Genomic DNA, 17,027 nt, shown 5'->3' on the forward strand with positions numbered 1-17,027 from the left:
CCATTATTGACGGCTGAGATCAGTGTCCTTGCCCGAAACTCTTTTCGATTACGAAGCCCACATCGCCGCCTGCGCTCGCGGTGAACGTCAGGCCCTGCGTGATTTGTACATGCAGGAGAGTCCGCGCCTGCTGGGCGTTGCCAAACGCCTGGTGCGTGACACTGCGCTGGCGGAAGACATTGTCCACGACGCCTTCATCAAGATTTGGAATGGCGCCGCGCAGTTCGACCCGGCGCGAGGGTCGGCGCGGGGTTGGATGTTCAGTTTGACGCGGCATCTGGCACTGAACTTCATCCGTGACAACAGCCGCGAAATTCAAGGCGATTTCGATGGGGTGGCCGACACGGCAACATTCGATGCTCAGGCTCATTCCGGGCGCATTCATCAATGCCTGGAACAACTGGAGCCTGCAAGGCGCGCCTGTATCCTGCATGCCTACGTCGACGGATATTCTCACGCTGAAATCTCACACAAACTCGGCACCCCGCTGGGCACCGTCAAAGCCTGGATCAAGCGGAGCCTGACGGCATTGCGGGAGTGCATGGGATGATCAGCAAACCGACGAATGAAACCCCGGAAGAACTCGACGAACTGGCCAGCGAATATGTGTTGGGCACGCTGTCGGCAGAGCTTCGCACCCTGGTCCAGCAGCGCCTGCGCGACGAATCTGAGTTGCAGGCAGCCGTGGACGCCTGGGAGCGTCGCCTGCTCGGCCTGACCGATCTGGCCGAGCCTCACCCGCCGTCACCCCACCTTTGGCAGCGTATCGAGCGCAGCGTGAATAACGTGAATCGGCCAGCTTCGCCTATCGCGGCTCAGTCTTCATCCTGGTGGAATCTATTGCCGCTCTGGCGCGGGCTCGCCGGTGCGGGGTTGGCCGCCACGTTACTGCTCGGCGCATTGATGTTGACGCAAACCACCGTCAAGCCGACTTACCTGGTGGTGTTGGTCGGCCCCCAGGACAAGGCACCGGGCTGGGTGATCCAGGCCAGCAACCCGCGGGAAATCCAGCTGATTCCGCTAGGTGTCATTGAGGTTCCGGCCGACAAGGCGCTCGAGTTCTGGACCAAGGCCGACGGCTGGCAAGGACCGGTGTCTCTGGGGTTGGTCAAACCGGGACAGACATTGTCCATTCCGCTCGACAAATTGCCGCCACTGCAACCCAACCAGCTGTTCGAACTGACCCTGGAAAATCCGCAGGGCTCACCGATCGGCAAGCCGACCGGGCCGATTCAATTCATCGGTCGGGCAGTGAAAGTCATCTGACCGCGATCAACCGAGCGCCGCGATCAATTCCGCCGTCGTGACAATCGAGTGGGCATAGGCCGGTCCATTGATCTCGTGCGCAGCGTGCATGGCCTCGGCGCTGAACGCGGCCGTGGCGTCGCGCACCAGCGTCACGTGATAGCCCAGTTCAGCGGCGAATCTGGCGGTGCTTTCGATACACGTATTGGCGAGCATTCCCACCACCACGACCTTGTCGATCCCGTGTTGTTTGAGCAGGTAATCTAGATCGGTGTTGGCGAAACCACTGCCGCCCCAGTGTTCCTTGACGATCACGTCACCAGCCTTGGGCTGAAAGTCTGGGTGCCACTCACCGCCCCAGGTTCCGGCGGCAAATACCTGCGCGCGGCTGGCACCTTGTTGATAGGGACTGGGGTGTTTCCAGCGTGCCAGTTCATCAGGTTCGGCGCGGTGATGCGGAACGTAGAAAACCTGGAAGCCGGCCTTGCGAACGGCCGCCACCACCGTCTTCAAGTTGGCCAGCGTGCCTACGCTGTCAGCCACCGGTTGAGCGCGGCCATGCAGTTTGCCGCCTTCGCTGAGGAAGTCGTTGTAAGGATCTACCAGCAGCAGGCCGGTGTGGGCCGCAACGTAGGAACTGGCATTCATGATTGACTCCTCCAGAACAAAGACACGCGCCAGCTATCCAGTGTAGAAGCGCCGCACAACCCAATCGCGGTCATCCGTCGACTGAACCATCACGCTGACGTGAGGAGCATCGCGCCACCTATCATTGCCGTCGATGTTCACCATCACCTCAATGAAGTTCTCATAAAAAATCCGCGGCGTAAGATCGGCCCCATATCAAAACAACTACACCCCGGAGCACAAAATCATGAAACGCCAAATCCTTCTCAGCATCGCTTTCTCGGTTTTTGCAGTTAACGCTTTCGCCGCTTCCTCTACTCACCCGGTTGTCGCAGAAGGCGGCTCGGATCGTCTGATTGAAAGCCGTGTGGCTGAAGGTGGGTCGGATCGTCTGATCGAAAACCGCGTCGCTGAAGGTGGTTCGGATCGTCTGATCGAAAACCGCGTTGCTGAAGGTGGTTCGGATCGTTTGATCGAGAAACGCGTTGCCGAAGGTGGTTCGGATCGTTTGATCGAGAATCGTGTGGCTGAAGGTGGTTCGGATCGTTTGATCGAGAACCGTGTGGCTGAAGGTGGTTCCGACCGTTTGATCGAGAGCCGTGTGGCTGAAGGTGGTTCCGACCGTTTGATCGAGAATCGCGTTGCTGAAGGTGGTTCCGACCGTTTGATCGAGAATCGCGTTGCTGAAGGTGGTTCCGACCGTTTGATCGAGAATCGCGTTGCTGAAGGTGGTTCGGACCGTCTGATCGAAAGCCGCGCTGTATAAATGAATGGCTTTACCGAAGTACTCAATAAAAAACCCGGCCTCATCAGCCGGGTTTTTTTACGCCTGCTTTTTGCGGCCGGTCATTTGCCCGCTCGCGCCATGCATCGCTGATAACGCTCATCGACCCGCTTGGCGAACCACGCCGTCGTGAGTTTGCGGGTGATTTTCGGGCTTTGCAGCACGATGCCCGGCAACACTGCTCGAGGCAACGGCCGACCTTCCGCCTTCTCGGCCAGGTCGAACACCCGCGCATAGAGTTGGGTGTCCTCGAACTGAAGGTTTTTGCCCTCCTCCAATTGATCGCGAATGGTCGTGTTGCGCATGCCCAATTGCTTGCCCAAGGTACGCACCGCCAATTCCGTAGTGCCCGGCATGATCGCGTCGTAGCGCACCAGATCGCCATCCAGCGCCAAAGGGATGCCTGATGCTCGACTCACCGCGTTCTGAAACGCCGCATTGCGGCTGGCGTACCAACCGGCATTGAAATCGGCGAAGCGATACAGCGGTTGCTTGTAGCTCACCGGGTACCCAAGCAAGTGGGCAATGCCGAAGTACATGCCGCCGCGACGGCTGAACACTTCACGACGGATCGAGCCGTCCACCGGATACGGATAATCCCGTGCCTGTTGCTCGGCGAAGTCGATGCTGACCTGCATCGGCCCACCGGTGCGCACCGGGTTGAGCCCTCCAAACAAGGTCCGCCCCATGGGCACAATGCCGATGAAGTCATCGAAAATCGCGCTGAGTTCTTTTTCGCTGCGCGCCGCATTCAGCCGGTCGCTGTAGCTTTTACCGTTGGATGAACTGACCTGCAGTGCACCGCTGACCAGCAGGCTGGGGATATGGACTTTAGCGGCACGACGGTCGATCTCTTCGCGGGCGATCTTGCCCAGACCCGGCACGGGTGGGTCGACCTGGAAGGTCGACTCTTGCTCGGTGACCGCGAGCACCGAGCACAGGTTTTGCGTGGAGGGATCGATGTTCTGCGCGGCAAAGGCGGCGTAGATGTCCGTGGCCCAGCCTTGGCGGTCAACGGTTTTCGCCGGCAGCAGGCGCACGATCTCGGCCTTGACCTCGGCGGGTTTGCGGGCCGGCAACTCCTGAGTGCGCTGGGTACCGCAACCAGCCAGCACCAGCAGCGCCGCGAGACTCATGATCAATCGATTGGCTTGCATGGTGCTCCATCAAATCCGCTGAACCGGGTTAACCATACGATCAATGACATGGCGCAGGCTATGACTCCTGCCGCAACGCCCCGTTCCCCTTGCCTTGCATCCGCCGCCACTTCACGGTTGCGGGGCCTTTTCCGTTGGGCGGCCAGCCTTTTCATATCCACGGGCTGGACCATACTTGAGCCACACACCGAGGAGGACAGGCTCATGAACCGTAGCGACGTGCTGATCATCGGCGCCGGCCCGACCGGGCTGGTACTGGCGCTGTGGCTGAGCAAACAGGGAATTCGGGTACGGATTATCGACAAGACGTCGGCCCCCGGCACCACGTCCCGGGCGCTGGCAGTCCAGGCGCGGACGCTGGAGCTTTATCGCCAGCTCGACCTCAGCAATGCAGTGGTGAAAAAAGGCCACCGGGTGGACGCTGCGAATTTCTGGGTCAAGGGCGAGCCCGTTGCGCGCTTGCCATTGACCGGTATCGGCGAGGGGCTGACGCCTTACGCGTTTCTCGAAATGTTCCCTCAAGACGAACACGAACAGCTGCTGATTGAACGCCTCGAAGGGTTCGGTATCAAGGTCGAACGCAGCACCGAACTGGAGGGTTTTGAGGAAACCGGCGATGGCATCAGCGCAAGGCTGCGCTTGCCCGATGGCCAGCAGGAATTCTGCCAGGCGTGTTATCTGGCGGGTTGCGACGGAGCCCGGTCAATCGTGCGCAAGACCCTCGACACCGGTTTCCCCGGCGGCACCTACCAGCAGATTTTCTATGTCGCCGATGTGCAGGCCCAAGGCCCGACGTTCAACGGTGAACTGCACCTGGACCTGGATGAAGCGGACTTTCTCGCGGTGTTTCCGTTAGCAGGTAAAGGCCGCGCCCGCTTGATCGGCACCGTGCGCGACGAGCGCGCCGACCGTGTTGAAACCCTCGGGTTTGCCGATGTCAGTAGCCAGGCCATCGAACATCTGAAGGTGCAGATTGATCAGGTGAACTGGTTCTCGACCTATCGTGTGCATCATCGGGTGGCGGATCACTTTCGCAGCGGTCGCGCATTTTTGTTGGGCGACGCGGCCCACGTCCACAGCCCCGCGGGCGGCCAGGGCATGAACACCGGGATCGGCGATGCCATCAACCTGGCCTGGAAACTGGCGGCCGTCTTGAGCGGCGCCGCCACCGCCACGTTGCTCGACACCTACGAAACCGAACGCATCGCCTTTGCCCGCAAACTGGTGGCCACCACCGACCGGGTCTTCACGTTTGTCACCGCCGAAGGGCGCATGGCCGATTTGTTGCGCACCCGTCTGGCGCCTTTCCTGATCCCCAAAATGGCCTCATTCGAAACGTCCCGGGAATTTCTGTTTCGCACGGTGTCGCAGATCACCCTTAACTATCGTGGGACGGCGTTGAGCACGGGTATCGCCGGCCACGTTCATGGCGGCGACCGCCTGCCCTGGGCTCACGACGGTGAGGGAAACAATTTCGAATCGCTGAAGTGTCTGACCTGGCAGGTGCATGTGTATGGCGACACCAGTGACGAAATGATCGCCTGGTGCCACGAGCATCACCTGCCGTTGCATGTGTTCGACTGGCGGCCGGCGTTTGAAACGGCGGGGTTGGGGCGTAACGGCTTTTATCTGTTGCGGCCGGATACCTATGTGGCGATTGCCGACACCTCGGCTGATCCGAAGGTGATTGAGCGCTATTTCAAGGAGCACGAAATCCGGCCGTTTTTTGGCAGCCCCTGAGACCACCACAAATCAAATGTGGAAGCGGGCTTTTGTGGCGAGGGGGCTTGCCCCCGTTGGACTGCGTAGCAGTCCCATAACCTTAAAGCGCGGAGTGTCAAATATGCCCCGAGCTCAGATATTGGGGCCGCTTCGCGACCCAACGGGGCGGTACGGCGGTCCGACAAGCCCCCTCGCCACAAAGGCTCGCTCCTACAGGGGTTCTGTGGTGTTCATTAGATCCCGGCCAGCGCCAGGTCCATCGCGAAGTAGGTGAAGATCAGATCCGCCCCCGCCCGCTTGATCGCGCCAAGGCTTTCACGCACCACACGGTCCTCATCAATCGCCCCGGCCTGCGCGGCGAATTTGATCATCGCGTACTCGCCGCTGACCTGATACGCCGACAGCGGCAAACGCGACACTTCGCGAATGTCGCGGATGATGTCCAGGTACGCACCGGCCGGTTTGACCATCAATGCGTCGGCGCCTTCCTGCTCGTCCATCAGGGACTCGCGCACCGCTTCGCGGCGGTTCATCGGGTTCATCTGGTAGCTTTTGCGGTCGCCTTTCAGCGCACTGCCGCCGGCTTCGCGGAACGGGCCGTAGAGCGCGGAGGCGAATTTGGTCGAATAGGCCATGATCGCGGTCTGGGTGAAACCAGCTTCGTCGAGGGCCCGGCGAATGGCCTGGACCTGCCCGTCCATGGCCGCTGACGGGGCAATCACATCCGCACCGGCACGGGCCGCCGCCACGGCTTGTTTGCCAAGGTTGATCAGGGTCTGGTCGTTGTCGACTTCATGGTTGTGCATCACGCCACAATGGCCGTGGTCGGTGTATTCGCAGAAACAGGTGTCGGACATCACGATCATCTCCGGCACCGCATCCTTGGCAATGCGCGACATGCGCGACACCAAGCCGTTGTCGCTCCAGGTATCGCTGCCGCTGCTGTCCAGGTGATGGGACACGCCGAATGTCATCACCGCCTTGACCCCGGCGCGGGCGTAACGCTCGATCTCACCGGCCAGTTTCGATTCCGGAATGCGCATCACGCCCGGCATGCTTTTGATCGGCACGAAATCATCGATTTCTTCCTCGACGAAAATCGGCAGCACCAGGTCGTTCAGGCTGAACTCGGTTTCCTGGAACAGGCTGCGCAGGCTCGCATTGCGGCGCAGACGGCGTGGACGTGCTTCGGGGAACTGACTGGACATGAGGGGGTTCCTGAAAAACGGAGGTCGAGGCGAAAGTCGTAGGGGGCGAAGCTTATGCCCTGCGAGGGGCGGGGCACAAACCTCAGACGCATAACAAACCGTTACCGGTCCGGCAATAATCCCTTGCAACGCAAAGCTCCGTAGCAGCTGTCGAGCAGCGCGAGGCTGCGTCGGCAGTCTGTCAGGCAGAACGCGTTTGCAGGTTCTACGGCTGCTACGCAGCCGAACGCTGCCTCGCGGTGCTCGACAGCTGCTACAGGGGGTTTTGCTTCCGATTAAAGCGTCAGGGTGCCGCTGATGCAGGTCACCACCGAACCGCCAATCCAGATCTCATCGCCCACCTGCTCCACCTGAATGCGCCCGGCGCGGCCCATGGTCAGGCCCTGGCTGACCACGTAGGTCGCCGGCGCCAGCCCTTCCGCCAGCAACCACTGCGCGATCCCGGCGTTCAAACTGCCAGTGGCCGGGTCTTCCGGCATGCCGTCGCCGGAGATGAACGCGCGCACTTCAAACTGCGCATCATCGCCATCGCGCTCGGGGTGCCATGGCGCGATCACGCCGACGGCCAGGCCCAGCATTTGTGAATGATCCGGCTGCAAATCCAGTACCTGCTGGCGGTCCTCGACCATCACTGCCAACCAGCCGGCACCGTTATCGACCCATTGAGCCCGGACAATCGCCCCTGGCTCCAGTCGCAGCCCACGGCGCACTCGCTCGACCACATCGGCGTCCACCGGCCCGGTCTTGATCAGCGGCGGCGCGAGAAAGGCCAGCTCCGCGCCTTGCTTGCGCACCCGCACCAGACCGACGCCGCACTCCTGAATGATCTCCTCGCCCTTAGGCACGCCACCGGCTTCCAGCCATGCGTGGCAGGTGCCCAAGGTCGGGTGACCGGCGAACGGCAACTCGTTGAGGGTGGTGAAGATCCGTACCCGATAGTCCGCGCGAGGGTCGCGCGGTTCGAGGATGAACGTGGTTTCGCTGAGGTTGGTCCAGGTCGCGAACGCCGCCATGCGTTCATCGCTGAGCCTGTCTGCACCGAACACGACTGCCAACGGATTGCCCTTGAGCGCAACCCGGCTAAAGACATCCACTTGCTTGAAATCGAATGAGCTCATTGCCTGCCTTGGTCTTGAGAAAGTCGAAGAGGTTTACTTGGGAATTTCCAGCCCACGGATCACCGCCGGCCGCGCCAGGAAACGCTCCAGCACGCGAGTGACGTTGGGGAAATCCTTGATGCCCACCAGATCGCCGGCTTCATAGAAGCCGATCAGGTTGCGCACCCACGGAAAGGTTGCAATGTCGGCGATCGTGTAGCGTTCGCCCATGATCCAGTCGCGCCCTTGCAGACGGCCATCCAGCACTTTCAGCAGGCGTTTGCTTTCGTCGACGTAGCGATCACGCGGACGTTTGTCCTCGTAATCCTTGCCGGCGAACTTGTTAAAGAACCCGAGCTGGCCAAACATCGGCCCGATGCCGCCCATCTGGAACATCAGCCACTGGATCGTCTCGTAACGCGCCGCCGATTCCTGCGCCAGCAACTGGCCACTCTTGTCGGCGAGGTAAATCAGGATCGCGCCGGATTCGAATAACGGCAGGGGTTTGTCTTCGGGACCGTGGGGATCGAGGATCGCCGGGATCTTGTTGTTGGGGTTCAGCGACAGAAATTCGGGGGACATCTGATCGTTGGTGTCGAAGCCCACGCGATGGGGCTCGTAAGGCAGACCGATCTCTTCGAGCATGATCGAGACCTTGACGCCGTTGGGGGTCGGCAAGGAGTACAGCTGGATCCAGTCCGGGTATTGAGCCGGCCATTTTTGGGTAATCGGGAACGCGGACAGATCGGTCATGGGGAGCATCCACAGGGAACAGTAAGCGCTGATCATAATGGAGGAGCCGGTTTTTTTCGTATCAATCTTGCTGATGAACAAGATCAAAACATTGCAGTCTTTCTGCGGCGCCTCTACGTGTACCGTGTCCATAAATCCGCAACATCCTGTCGATAACCTCTGCTCCAACCCATGCAAGGTTACCGGTACATTGCGGCGCACTCGCTGGAATCGAACCAAATGGGCGTCAGAGGACTCTGAGAACTGCCCTTTCGGAAACGGACCGGCCCAACGACATGGAAAACATCCGATGCTGGGAGCTCGTGGTGTAAAGGTTTGTCAGCCTTAACCGAATACGCTGAAGATCACCTATTCAAATGATGAACCTTTTGAAATTTGCCAAACGCTTCAAGCAACGTGCGTATGTCGTCCTGCCCTCCCTGCTGGCGGTGAGCGCGTTGTTCCTTTCCCTGGAGTCCAGCGAGAGCCGCGCCCAACCGGCAGACGGCACGCAGACCCTGGTCTTCCTGCGTCACGCGGAAAAACCCGAGGGCGGCCTGGGCCAGCTCAACTGCCAGGGCTTGAACCGCGCCATCGATCTGGCCACCTTGCTGCCGGAAAAATTCGGCAAGGCTAACTACGTCTTTGCCGCCAACCCGACACGTAACGTCGAGGAAGGCGAACAGGACAACTCCTACAGCTACATCCGCCCCCTGATGACCATCAGCCCCAGCGCCATCAAGCTCGGTTTGCCGGTGAACATCAACTTTTCGGCCAACGACACCAGCGACCTGGCCGATGAATTACTCCACGACAAGTACCACAACTCGGTCATCTACACCGCCTGGTCCCACGGTTACCTGCCGGAGCTGATCAACAAGGTCGCGGGAGATGCGGTCGGCAAGAAACAGAAGATCACCGAAGACTGGGAATCCAATGACTACGACTCGCTGTTTGTGCTCACGCTGACCTGGCACAACGGCAAGGCGAGCCTGCAGAGCCATAGCTACAAGCAAGGGCTGGATAATGGGCGGGAGACGTGTCCGACTTAAGCTGTCGGGCCCCTTCCCGGCATTAAAGTCTATAGCGCCTGTTTGGGCCTCTTCGCGGGCAAGCCCGCTCCCACAGGGATCTGTGGTGAACACAAACCCTGTGGGAGCGGGCTTGCCCGCGATGAGGCCGGCAAAAACAACATTATCCTCGCTGCGTAGCACGCTCGCGCAGGTACTCAAGAACCGCGCCCTTCTCCCCGGAAAACTCAATTCGCGCGCCCTTCTTCTCGCGCTGAAACGCATACATCGGATCGTAATACTCACGCAGCAACCCTTCGATCCAGCCCCGATGCAAATCCACCACCCCGCTGTTCGCCTGCTCCGCCAGCGCGTCTTCCATCAAGATCAACATCCGCCGGTGCCGTTCACCGCCCAGGCGCTTCTGAACGTTGTTCAAGCTTTCCAGCAGACGCTCGGAAAACAGCGCAAAGCCTTCATCGCCGTGCACGCGGATGAACTCGGCACACAAGTCCACGACGTAATCACGCAAGATCCGTTCGACCCGCCCTTCCAGGCTGTCTTCCAACCAGACCATCGGATACTGCTGCATGCCCTGAAACAGCGGCAATGGCAACGCGCAGCTGCCGATCGCCCGGCTTTCGTCTTCCAGCACAAACTGCTCGATGCCGTGGGCGCGCTTCTTCAGCACGTCCGCCGCCAGGCGGTTTTCAAAGTCGATATTGGACGGCTGGACGGTGGCGCGCTTGCCGAAGCTGGAACCGCGGTGATTGGCGTGGCCTTCGAGGTCCAGGCCGTTGCGCAACTGCGTGAGCACCTCGGTCTTGCCGGTGCCGGTCATGCCGCCCAGCAATACAAAATCACACTGGGCAACGGCCTGATCGACCGTGTCCAGCAAGAAGCTGCGCATGGCCTTGTAGCCGCCACCGACACGCGGATAGTCGATGCCAGCCTCGTCCTTGAGCCACTGCTGGACGATCTGCGAACGCAAGCCGCCGCGAAAACAATACAAATAGCCTTCAGGGTGCGCCCGGGCAAAATCGGCCCAGGCCTGGATGCGTTCGGCCTTGATCTCGCCGGACACCAGTTGATGCCCCAGGGTGATCGCCGCTTGCTGGCCGTGCTGCTTGTAGCAGGTGCCGACCCGCTGCCGCTCGTGGTCGTTCATCAGCGGCAGATTGACCACACCGGGGAATGCGCCCTTGTGGAATTCGACCGGCGCGCGGGCATCCAGCATCGGCCGGTCGTTGAGAAAGATGTCGCGGTAATCGGTGAAGTCGATTGACATCAAAACACCTCGACCGCGTTGATCTGTCGCTCGACCAGTTCACCGATTGGCTCAAGGGACAGGCCCAATTCGCTGGCCACTTTCAGGAATTGCTCGTTGCCTTCGGGCGTGACCGCCACCAGCAGGCCGCCGCTGGTCTGCGGATCGCACAGCACTCGCTTATGCAATTCCTGCACGCGCCCGACCTTGCTGACGTAACTGTCGAAATTGCGCAGGGTGCCGCCGGGCACGCAGCCTTGGTCGAGGTAATACTCGACACCCGGCAGACGCGGCACACGGTTGTATTCGATGCGAGCGGTGACGTTGCTGCCATCGGCCATTTCCACCAAGTGCCCCAGTAAACCGAAGCCGGTGACGTCGGTCATCGCCGTCACGCCATCGAGCTTGCCGAAACGGCTGCCGGGTTTGTTCAAGGTGCACATCCAGTCGCGGGCCAGGCCGATGTCGGACGTGCGCAACTTGCCCTTCTTCTCGGCGGTGGTGAGGATGCCGATGCCCAGGGGTTTGGTGAGGTAAAGCAGGCAACCGGCGGTGGCGGTGTCATTGCGCTTCATGTGGCGCTTTTCCACCAGCCCGGTCACCGCCAGGCCGAAGATCGGCTCCGGTGCGTCGATGGAATGCCCACCGGCCAACGGAATGCCCGCCTCGTCACACACTGAACGTCCGCCGCGAATCACTTCCCGGGCAATCTCCGGCGCCAGCACATTCACCGGCCAGCCGAGGATCGCAATCGCCATCAGCGGATCTCCGCCCATGGCGTAGATATCGCTGATGGCGTTGGTGGCGGCGATGCGGCCGAAATCGAACGGGTCGTCGACGATCGGCATGAAGAAGTCGGTGGTCGAGACCACGCCGCGTTCTTCGTCGATCGCGTACACCGCCGCGTCATCGCGCGAGGCGTTGCCGACCCAGAGCTTGGGGTCAAGATTCTGCGCCCCGCTGCCGGCCAGAATCACCTCCAGCACTTGCGGTGAAATCTTGCAGCCACAGCCTGCGCCGTGGCTGTATTGGGTCAGACGAATCGGCTCGCTCATGGGGGGAATAACCTCGTGAAGACAATGCGGGCGAGTCTAGCATTGACGGTCAATCCAAGGCGCAACACCACACGCTTTGTAGCAGCTGCCGAGCGTCAGTCCGCGTACTTGACCAAACCGACAATAAAAACGCTTATTTCGTCGATTTTTCATGTAATTGAAATAATTGGCATCTCTTGTGCAAACGTTTGCGAGTCGCCGATACAGACGTTTTCGCGACATAACCGCGCAAGCCCGAAGAACCGGGCTTTTGATCCGCACGAAAAGGGACTTTTAATGCACCGCACGTCCAGCCGCGTGACTTGCTCGCGCACTCTTGCTGTTTCCTTGCTGCTGGCCAGCGTTACAGGACTACTCAGCAGCACCGTTTTGGCGCAACCCGCGCCCGCCGAAGAATCCGCCCAGGGCGAAACCCTGAGTCCCGAAGCCAGCCCGCCGAAAAAAGGCGTCTACCTGTCGGACTGGTTCAACCAGGATTTGACCGTCATCGGCAGCAAAGACATCAGTTTCGGCCCGCAACCTGCCGACGATATTTACCTGGAGTACGAGTACTTCGGGCGCAAAGGGCCGTTCGAGTTGTACGGCTACATCGACATCCCGAAAATTTTCGACATCGGCAACAGTCACGACAAAGGCGTGTGGGACCATGGCTCGCCGGTGTTCATGGAGCACGAGCCGCGGATCTCCATCGACTACCTCGCCGGCCGCAGCCTGGCCATCGGGCCGTTCAAAGAATGGTACGTGGCGTTCGACTGGATCTACGACCACGGCAGCAACAGCGCCAACCGCGCCAATACGCTGTACAGCGGCCTGGGCACCGACATCGACACCCACTCGCGAGTCAACTTGTCGGCGAACTTCTACGGGCGTTATCAATGGGAAAACTACGGCGCCAGCAACGAGTATTCGTGGGACGGCTACCGCGCCCAGCTCAAATACATCGTGCCGATCAGCAGCTTCAGCAACGGCGCGTCACTGACGTACATCGGCTTCACCAACTTCGATTTCGGCTCGGACCTGCACAAGGACAACCCGGCCCGCACCGCCAACGCCACTGTCGCCACCAACGTGTTGCTGTACTCATTCACGCACCTGCGTTTCACCCTGGTCGGCCGTTACTTCCACAACGGCGGCAACTGGGAGGATGGCAGCGAGTTGAATTTCGGCGACGGCGACTTCCGCGCTCGCTCCAATGGCTGGGGTTACTACGCCGGCATCGGTTATCAGTTCTGAGGCTTGATTGAACCTGGAGGTTTTATGAATGCAATGACGCGTATTTCCCTGGCCTGTGCCGCCCTGCTCTCTTCCACTGCCTGGGCGAGCGAAGCACCGATCCAGCCGAAAGTGATGCTGATCACCATGTTCGCCCCCGAGGCGAAAAACTGGATCGATCGTCTGGAGCTCAAGCAGGAAGTTCGAGTGCCGGGCCTGTCCGCCGAGTACCCGACCATTCGCTGCAACGCGGCGCAGGTGTGCCTGATGGTCACCGGCATGGGCCAGACCAACGCCGCGGCTTCGACACTGGCCCTGGCCCTGTCGCCGAAATTCGATCTGCGTAAAAGCTACTTCCTGATCGCCGGGATTGCCGGCATCAGCCCGAAACACGGGACCATCGGCACCACCGCGTGGGCGCATTACCTGGTGGAGTTCGGCACTCAGTGGGAACTGGATTCACGAGACGCACCGAAAGACTGGCCGACCGGGTACATCGGCATCAACACCCAAGGCCCGAACCAAAAACCGCCGCTGGACTACAAGACCGAAGTGTTCGAGCTCAATCCGAAGTTGCAGGCCAAGGCTTTTGCCCTGACGCACAAAGTCGAGCTGAGCGAGAGCAAGGAATCGGCGGCATGGCGCCTGAAGTACCCCTCGGCCCCGGCCAATCAGCCTCCGGTGGTGACGCAGTGCGATACGTTAGCGGGCAACACGTGGTTTTCCGGGACGCGCTTGAGTGAACGTGCCGAGGTCTGGACCAGGCTATTGACCGACGACAAAGGCGAGTACTGCACGACGCAACAGGAAGACAACTCCACCTACGAAGCGCTGCTGCGGGCGAGTCGCGAGGGCTTGGTGGATGTGCAACGTCTGGCGGCGGTGCGCGCGGGCTCCGATTTTGATCGACCGGCACCGGGCCAGAGCGAAGTGGACAACTTGCTCAAGTACGCGGATCAGGGCGGGTTTGTGCCGGCACTGGAAAATCTGTACCGGACGGGGAACCCGTTGGTGCAGGAGATCTTGAACAATTGGTCGGCGTGGGAGAATGGTGTTCCCGAGGCTTGATCTGACAATGCAAAACCCTGAGGGAGCGAGCCTGCTCGCGATAGCGGTGTATCAGGCAACTAAAATGTCGACTGACACTCCGCTATCGCGAGCAGGCTCACTCCCACATTTTGATTGGGGTTACGGTAACAAAATCACCTTATCCCCGGCACCTTGGTTCACTTCTTCATACCGCTCCAACCCCTCCGCCAGCGGCGATTCAAACAACCCTTCCGGCAACGGCAACAACCCTTGGTCAAAGAACTTGCCAAACTGATCGAGCATCGCCGCACACGCCTGGACGCCGTACAGCAACGAATTGATCCCCACCACCGAACCGCCCTTGCGATACAACGCCAGTGCCGGCAGTTGCACCAGGCCGTCTACCGGCGCCGCGATGATCGCGATGCGGCCGAACGCCGCGAGCGCCGGGACCGAGGCCGGTAGCCAGAAGCCGGTGGTGTCGAAAATCACGTCGGCGCCGCCGGTATACACGGCCTGCACCTGCGCCCCCAGGTCGTCCGGTTTATCCAGTTGCAGCGTCTGATACCCCTGCGCCTGCAGATCCTTGACCTGCTCGGGCCGCCGCGCCGCCGCCAGGACTTGAGCGCCACGCACCTTGGCCAGCGCCAGCGCGGCACTGCCGACCGCCCCGCCGCCGATCACCAACAGCCGCGTTCCGGCCGTCACCAGACTGCGTTCCAGCGCATCCCACGCCGTGGTGTACGGCACACCGAGGCTGGCGGCCTGGGCGAAGCTCAGATGGGTGGGCTTGAGCGCCACGCCATTGGCCGGCAGTTTGACGAATTGCGCATGGGAGCCGTCGGCAAAAAAACCCAGTTCACGACCGGTGCCCCAGACTTCCTGACCGATCAGTGCCTGCGGCCCTTCAACCACCACACCGGCGAAATCCCGGCCGGGAATCCGTGGCAAGGTGGTGTAGGGAAACCGTCCCAGCACGTTCTTCACATCGCTGGGGTTGAGGCCGGCCGCCTTGATCTGCACCAGCACTTCATCGGCGCCGGGAACGGGGGTCGGGACATCGACATAACGCAAGGCCGAGAGGTCGCCGGTCTGGTCGAATTGCAGTGCTTTCATGGGAGTGTCCATCGCATAAAGGAAAGGGTTTCAGGAGACCCAGCCAGCCACCAGTTGCCGGCCCATGGGCCACAACTTTTCGCCGACGAGCATGCCCAGCAGGCCCACCAGGGCAACGGCCGGTGGGGCGGGAGAACGAAAATCCAGTGCGCCGTAGAGCAGGCCGACGCCCAGACCAATGACCAGCGAGATGAGGTAGCTCATGGCAGACTCCGTGGGCAATCAAGGTATGCCCAAAGTCTAGAGCGAGGTTTCGGCGGGCATCGGCCAAGTGCTTCTGAATATCGGCCAAAGCGCTGATGCACGATGCAATGCGAACTGTGTAGCAGCTGGCGAAGCCTGCTGCTACACAGGTTTTGCTTATGGCTGGACTTGATGTTGGCTCGCGCAGAACTGCGAAGGCGCGACACCCAGCGCCCGGCGGAACATGTCGCTAAAGCTGCTCGGCGAATAGCCCAGTTCGCGGGCAATCGTGCTGACCGGCACGCCCTGAATCAACTCCGCCGCCGCCGTCGCCAATTGCACCTGCCGCCGCCATTCGGCGAAGCCCATGCCCAGGCGTTCCTTGAACAGCCGCGCCAGGGTGCGCACGCTGGCACCGGCATTTTCCGCGTGCTGCTCAAAGGGAATGTCCAGCGAGGGCGCGGCCATGACGGCCTGACACAGGTGCATCAGGCGTCGGTCGGAATCATCCGGCAACGGGATTTTCAACAGCGAACGCCTGGCTCGCCTAAGCTCCAACAGCGCCAGGCCGACCAGCGCTTCGTAATACTCCGGCGCACCATCATCGCCCTGCTCCACCAGCCCGACGATCAGCTCTCGCAGCAGCCCGCCGACTTCAATCACCTGAACACTGTCATCCAGCGTGGCCGCCAATGAGGGCCGCAGGTAGATGTTGCGCATCTGCAGGTCCGAGACCACGCGGATGCCATGCGGCACGCCCGGCGGCAGCCACACCGCCCGTTGCGGCGGCACCACCAACGCCTCATGGGGCGTTTCGACCCACATGACCCCGCTCATCGCGTACAGCAATTGGCCCCATTCATGCTCGTGGGGCTCGATGTACAAGCCGCGCGAGTAAGTGCGTGCCAGCGGTTGCACGGGCACATCGGTGTCACTCAGGTCTGGCGGGGCGGCAAGGGCCATGGGCAATGATCATTGGGGTTTTCAGGTCTTGCATGGTAACGACCCATCCACTTTGTTGCCACCGGCGGCGGCCGTCTGACAATCCGAATGAATTTTCCGTTACCCAAACGATCCTTGTATTACCACAGGGAGGAATACGGGCTTTATGAACAACGCAAAACTTTTCGTCATTGAATACACCCTTCATGGCGCGCCGAAGTCTTTCATTATCCGCCTGGACAAAATGGACAACGCGGAGGCTTGGCACTGGGCCAGTTGTGATGCCGGGGTCGGACGAATCCCGCGCTTTGGCCGAGAGAAGGTGCAAAAAACCAGCAAGCCGCTGGCGGAAAAATTCGGCATCGAAAATGTGACGTGGCGACCGGCGGGTTGAGCATCACAGGGGGAAGTCACCCGACATTAAAAGTGGAGCCCGAGTGGCTCCACTTCATGTTGATGAGCTATTTGGCGCACTTGCAGCCCTTGCTCGCACACGCCTCGCCATGTTCGTGGTGCTTGGCGCACGCTTCACAGCAATAGTGTTTGCCGTGACGCGCTATCGGGTGCTCGCCCAGTTTGCAAGAGCATTTGGGGCAGTCGCATTTACTGTCACTGTCGATCATGAGTCTGACTCCATGGGT

19 protein-coding genes are annotated in these 17,027 nt (G+C 60.5%); 8 read left to right on the plus strand and 11 right to left on the minus strand.

The window, feature by feature from the left end; genetic code table 11:
• Positions 1 to 28: 28 nt before the first annotated feature.
• A complete protein-coding gene (locus ACA075_RS20270; protein WP_497294904.1) occupies positions 29 to 550 on the plus strand; it encodes a sigma-70 family RNA polymerase sigma factor in 522 nt (173 codons plus the stop codon).
• Entirely contained in the window at positions 547 to 1,266 is a 720-nt protein-coding gene (locus ACA075_RS20275) for an anti-sigma factor (protein WP_497294906.1), read from the plus strand. The genes ACA075_RS20270 and ACA075_RS20275 overlap by 4 nt, the downstream gene beginning before the upstream one ends.
• Positions 1,267 to 1,272: 6 nt before the next feature.
• Here the strand turns inward: ACA075_RS20275 and ACA075_RS20280 are convergent, their stop codons facing one another.
• Entirely contained in the window at positions 1,273 to 1,893 is a 621-nt protein-coding gene (locus ACA075_RS20280; RefSeq protein WP_497294907.1) for a cysteine hydrolase family protein, read from the minus strand.
• A 226-nt stretch (positions 1,894 to 2,119) separates the two neighbouring features.
• On the opposite strand from ACA075_RS20280, the gene ACA075_RS20285 reads away from it, so the two are divergent.
• A complete protein-coding gene (locus tag ACA075_RS20285) occupies positions 2,120 to 2,638 on the plus strand; it encodes a phage infection protein (protein WP_497294909.1) in 519 nt (172 codons plus the stop codon).
• Positions 2,639 to 2,718: 80 nt separating this feature from the next.
• On the opposite strand, the gene ACA075_RS20290 is transcribed toward ACA075_RS20285, so the two are convergent.
• The gene (locus ACA075_RS20290) at positions 2,719 to 3,813 is read right to left on the minus strand and encodes a DUF1615 domain-containing protein (RefSeq protein WP_497294911.1); all 1,095 of its coding nucleotides are present in this window, start codon (positions 3,811 to 3,813) and stop codon (positions 2,719 to 2,721) included.
• Positions 3,814 to 4,017: 204 nt separating this feature from the next.
• On the opposite strand from ACA075_RS20290, the gene ACA075_RS20295 reads away from it, so the two are divergent.
• On the plus strand, positions 4,018 to 5,553 hold the full coding sequence (locus ACA075_RS20295) for an FAD-dependent oxidoreductase (RefSeq protein ID WP_497294913.1): 1,536 nt from the start codon (positions 4,018 to 4,020) through the stop codon (positions 5,551 to 5,553).
• Positions 5,554 to 5,768: 215 nt separating this feature from the next.
• On the opposite strand, the gene hemB is transcribed toward ACA075_RS20295, so the two are convergent.
• The 3 genes from hemB to ACA075_RS20310 all read right to left on the minus strand — a co-directional run bounded on the left by hemB (position 5,769) and on the right by ACA075_RS20310 (position 8,593).
• Positions 5,769 to 6,743 carry a porphobilinogen synthase gene (gene hemB, locus ACA075_RS20300; protein WP_497294915.1) on the minus strand — a complete coding sequence of 325 codons (975 nt, stop codon included), beginning with the start codon at positions 6,741 to 6,743 and terminating at the stop codon, positions 5,769 to 5,771.
• A gap of 275 nt (positions 6,744 to 7,018) precedes the next feature.
• Positions 7,019 to 7,861 carry a PhzF family phenazine biosynthesis protein gene (locus ACA075_RS20305; RefSeq protein WP_497294917.1) on the minus strand — a complete coding sequence of 281 codons (843 nt, stop codon included), beginning with the start codon at positions 7,859 to 7,861 and terminating at the stop codon, positions 7,019 to 7,021.
• Between the two features lie 33 nt (positions 7,862 to 7,894).
• Entirely contained in the window at positions 7,895 to 8,593 is a 699-nt protein-coding gene (locus ACA075_RS20310) for a glutathione S-transferase family protein (protein WP_497294918.1), read from the minus strand.
• Positions 8,594 to 8,949: 356 nt separating this feature from the next.
• Here ACA075_RS20310 and ACA075_RS20315 point away from each other — a divergent pair, with 356 nt between their 5' ends.
• Positions 8,950 to 9,624, plus strand: coding sequence for a histidine phosphatase family protein (locus ACA075_RS20315; protein ID WP_497294920.1), 675 nt, complete (start codon positions 8,950 to 8,952; stop codon positions 9,622 to 9,624).
• A gap of 142 nt (positions 9,625 to 9,766) precedes the next feature.
• Here ACA075_RS20315 and mnmH read toward each other — a convergent pair whose 3' ends face one another.
• Positions 9,767 to 10,870: a tRNA 2-selenouridine(34) synthase MnmH gene (mnmH, locus tag ACA075_RS20320; protein WP_497294922.1), complete on the minus strand. Its 1,104-nt coding sequence runs from the start codon at positions 10,868 to 10,870 to the stop codon at positions 9,767 to 9,769.
• Complete coding sequence (gene selD, locus ACA075_RS20325) at positions 10,870 to 11,904, minus strand: selenide, water dikinase SelD (protein ID WP_497294924.1); 1,035 nt, start codon at positions 11,902 to 11,904, stop codon at positions 10,870 to 10,872. Before selD ends, mnmH begins: the two co-directional genes overlap by 1 nt.
• Before the next feature lie 276 nt (positions 11,905 to 12,180).
• On the opposite strand from selD, the gene ACA075_RS20330 reads away from it, so the two are divergent.
• Both ACA075_RS20330 and ACA075_RS20335 read left to right on the plus strand, forming a co-directional pair.
• Positions 12,181 to 13,137 carry a nucleoside-specific channel-forming protein Tsx gene (locus ACA075_RS20330; protein WP_497294926.1) on the plus strand — a complete coding sequence of 319 codons (957 nt, stop codon included), beginning with the start codon at positions 12,181 to 12,183 and terminating at the stop codon, positions 13,135 to 13,137.
• 24 nt (positions 13,138 to 13,161) lie between these two features.
• Positions 13,162 to 14,184, plus strand: a complete 1,023-nt coding sequence (locus ACA075_RS20335) for a purine-nucleoside phosphorylase (protein WP_497294927.1) — start codon at positions 13,162 to 13,164, stop codon at positions 14,182 to 14,184.
• 120 nt (positions 14,185 to 14,304) lie between these two features.
• Here ACA075_RS20335 and ACA075_RS20340 read toward each other — a convergent pair whose 3' ends face one another.
• The 3 genes from ACA075_RS20340 to ACA075_RS20350 all read right to left on the minus strand — a co-directional run bounded on the left by ACA075_RS20340 (position 14,305) and on the right by ACA075_RS20350 (position 16,407).
• The gene (locus ACA075_RS20340; RefSeq protein WP_497294929.1) at positions 14,305 to 15,261 is read right to left on the minus strand and encodes a quinone oxidoreductase family protein; all 957 of its coding nucleotides are present in this window, start codon (positions 15,259 to 15,261) and stop codon (positions 14,305 to 14,307) included.
• A 30-nt stretch (positions 15,262 to 15,291) separates the two neighbouring features.
• Positions 15,292 to 15,465 (minus strand): DUF1427 family protein, encoded by a 174-nt coding sequence (locus ACA075_RS20345; protein ID WP_497294931.1) that lies wholly within the window; start codon positions 15,463 to 15,465, stop codon positions 15,292 to 15,294.
• 156 nt (positions 15,466 to 15,621) lie between these two features.
• Complete coding sequence (locus ACA075_RS20350) at positions 15,622 to 16,407, minus strand: AraC family transcriptional regulator (RefSeq protein WP_497294933.1); 786 nt, start codon at positions 16,405 to 16,407, stop codon at positions 15,622 to 15,624.
• A gap of 145 nt (positions 16,408 to 16,552) precedes the next feature.
• On the opposite strand from ACA075_RS20350, the gene ACA075_RS20355 reads away from it, so the two are divergent.
• The gene (locus ACA075_RS20355) at positions 16,553 to 16,780 is read left to right on the plus strand and encodes a DUF6555 family protein (RefSeq protein WP_010458578.1); all 228 of its coding nucleotides are present in this window, start codon (positions 16,553 to 16,555) and stop codon (positions 16,778 to 16,780) included.
• Between the two features lie 67 nt (positions 16,781 to 16,847).
• On the opposite strand, the gene ACA075_RS20360 is transcribed toward ACA075_RS20355, so the two are convergent.
• Positions 16,848 to 17,009: a metallothionein gene (locus tag ACA075_RS20360; RefSeq protein WP_497294935.1), complete on the minus strand. Its 162-nt coding sequence runs from the start codon at positions 17,007 to 17,009 to the stop codon at positions 16,848 to 16,850.
• Between the last annotated feature and the right edge of the window lie 18 nt (positions 17,010 to 17,027).

This window comes from Pseudomonas sp. LBUM1663 (assembly GCF_059695905.1).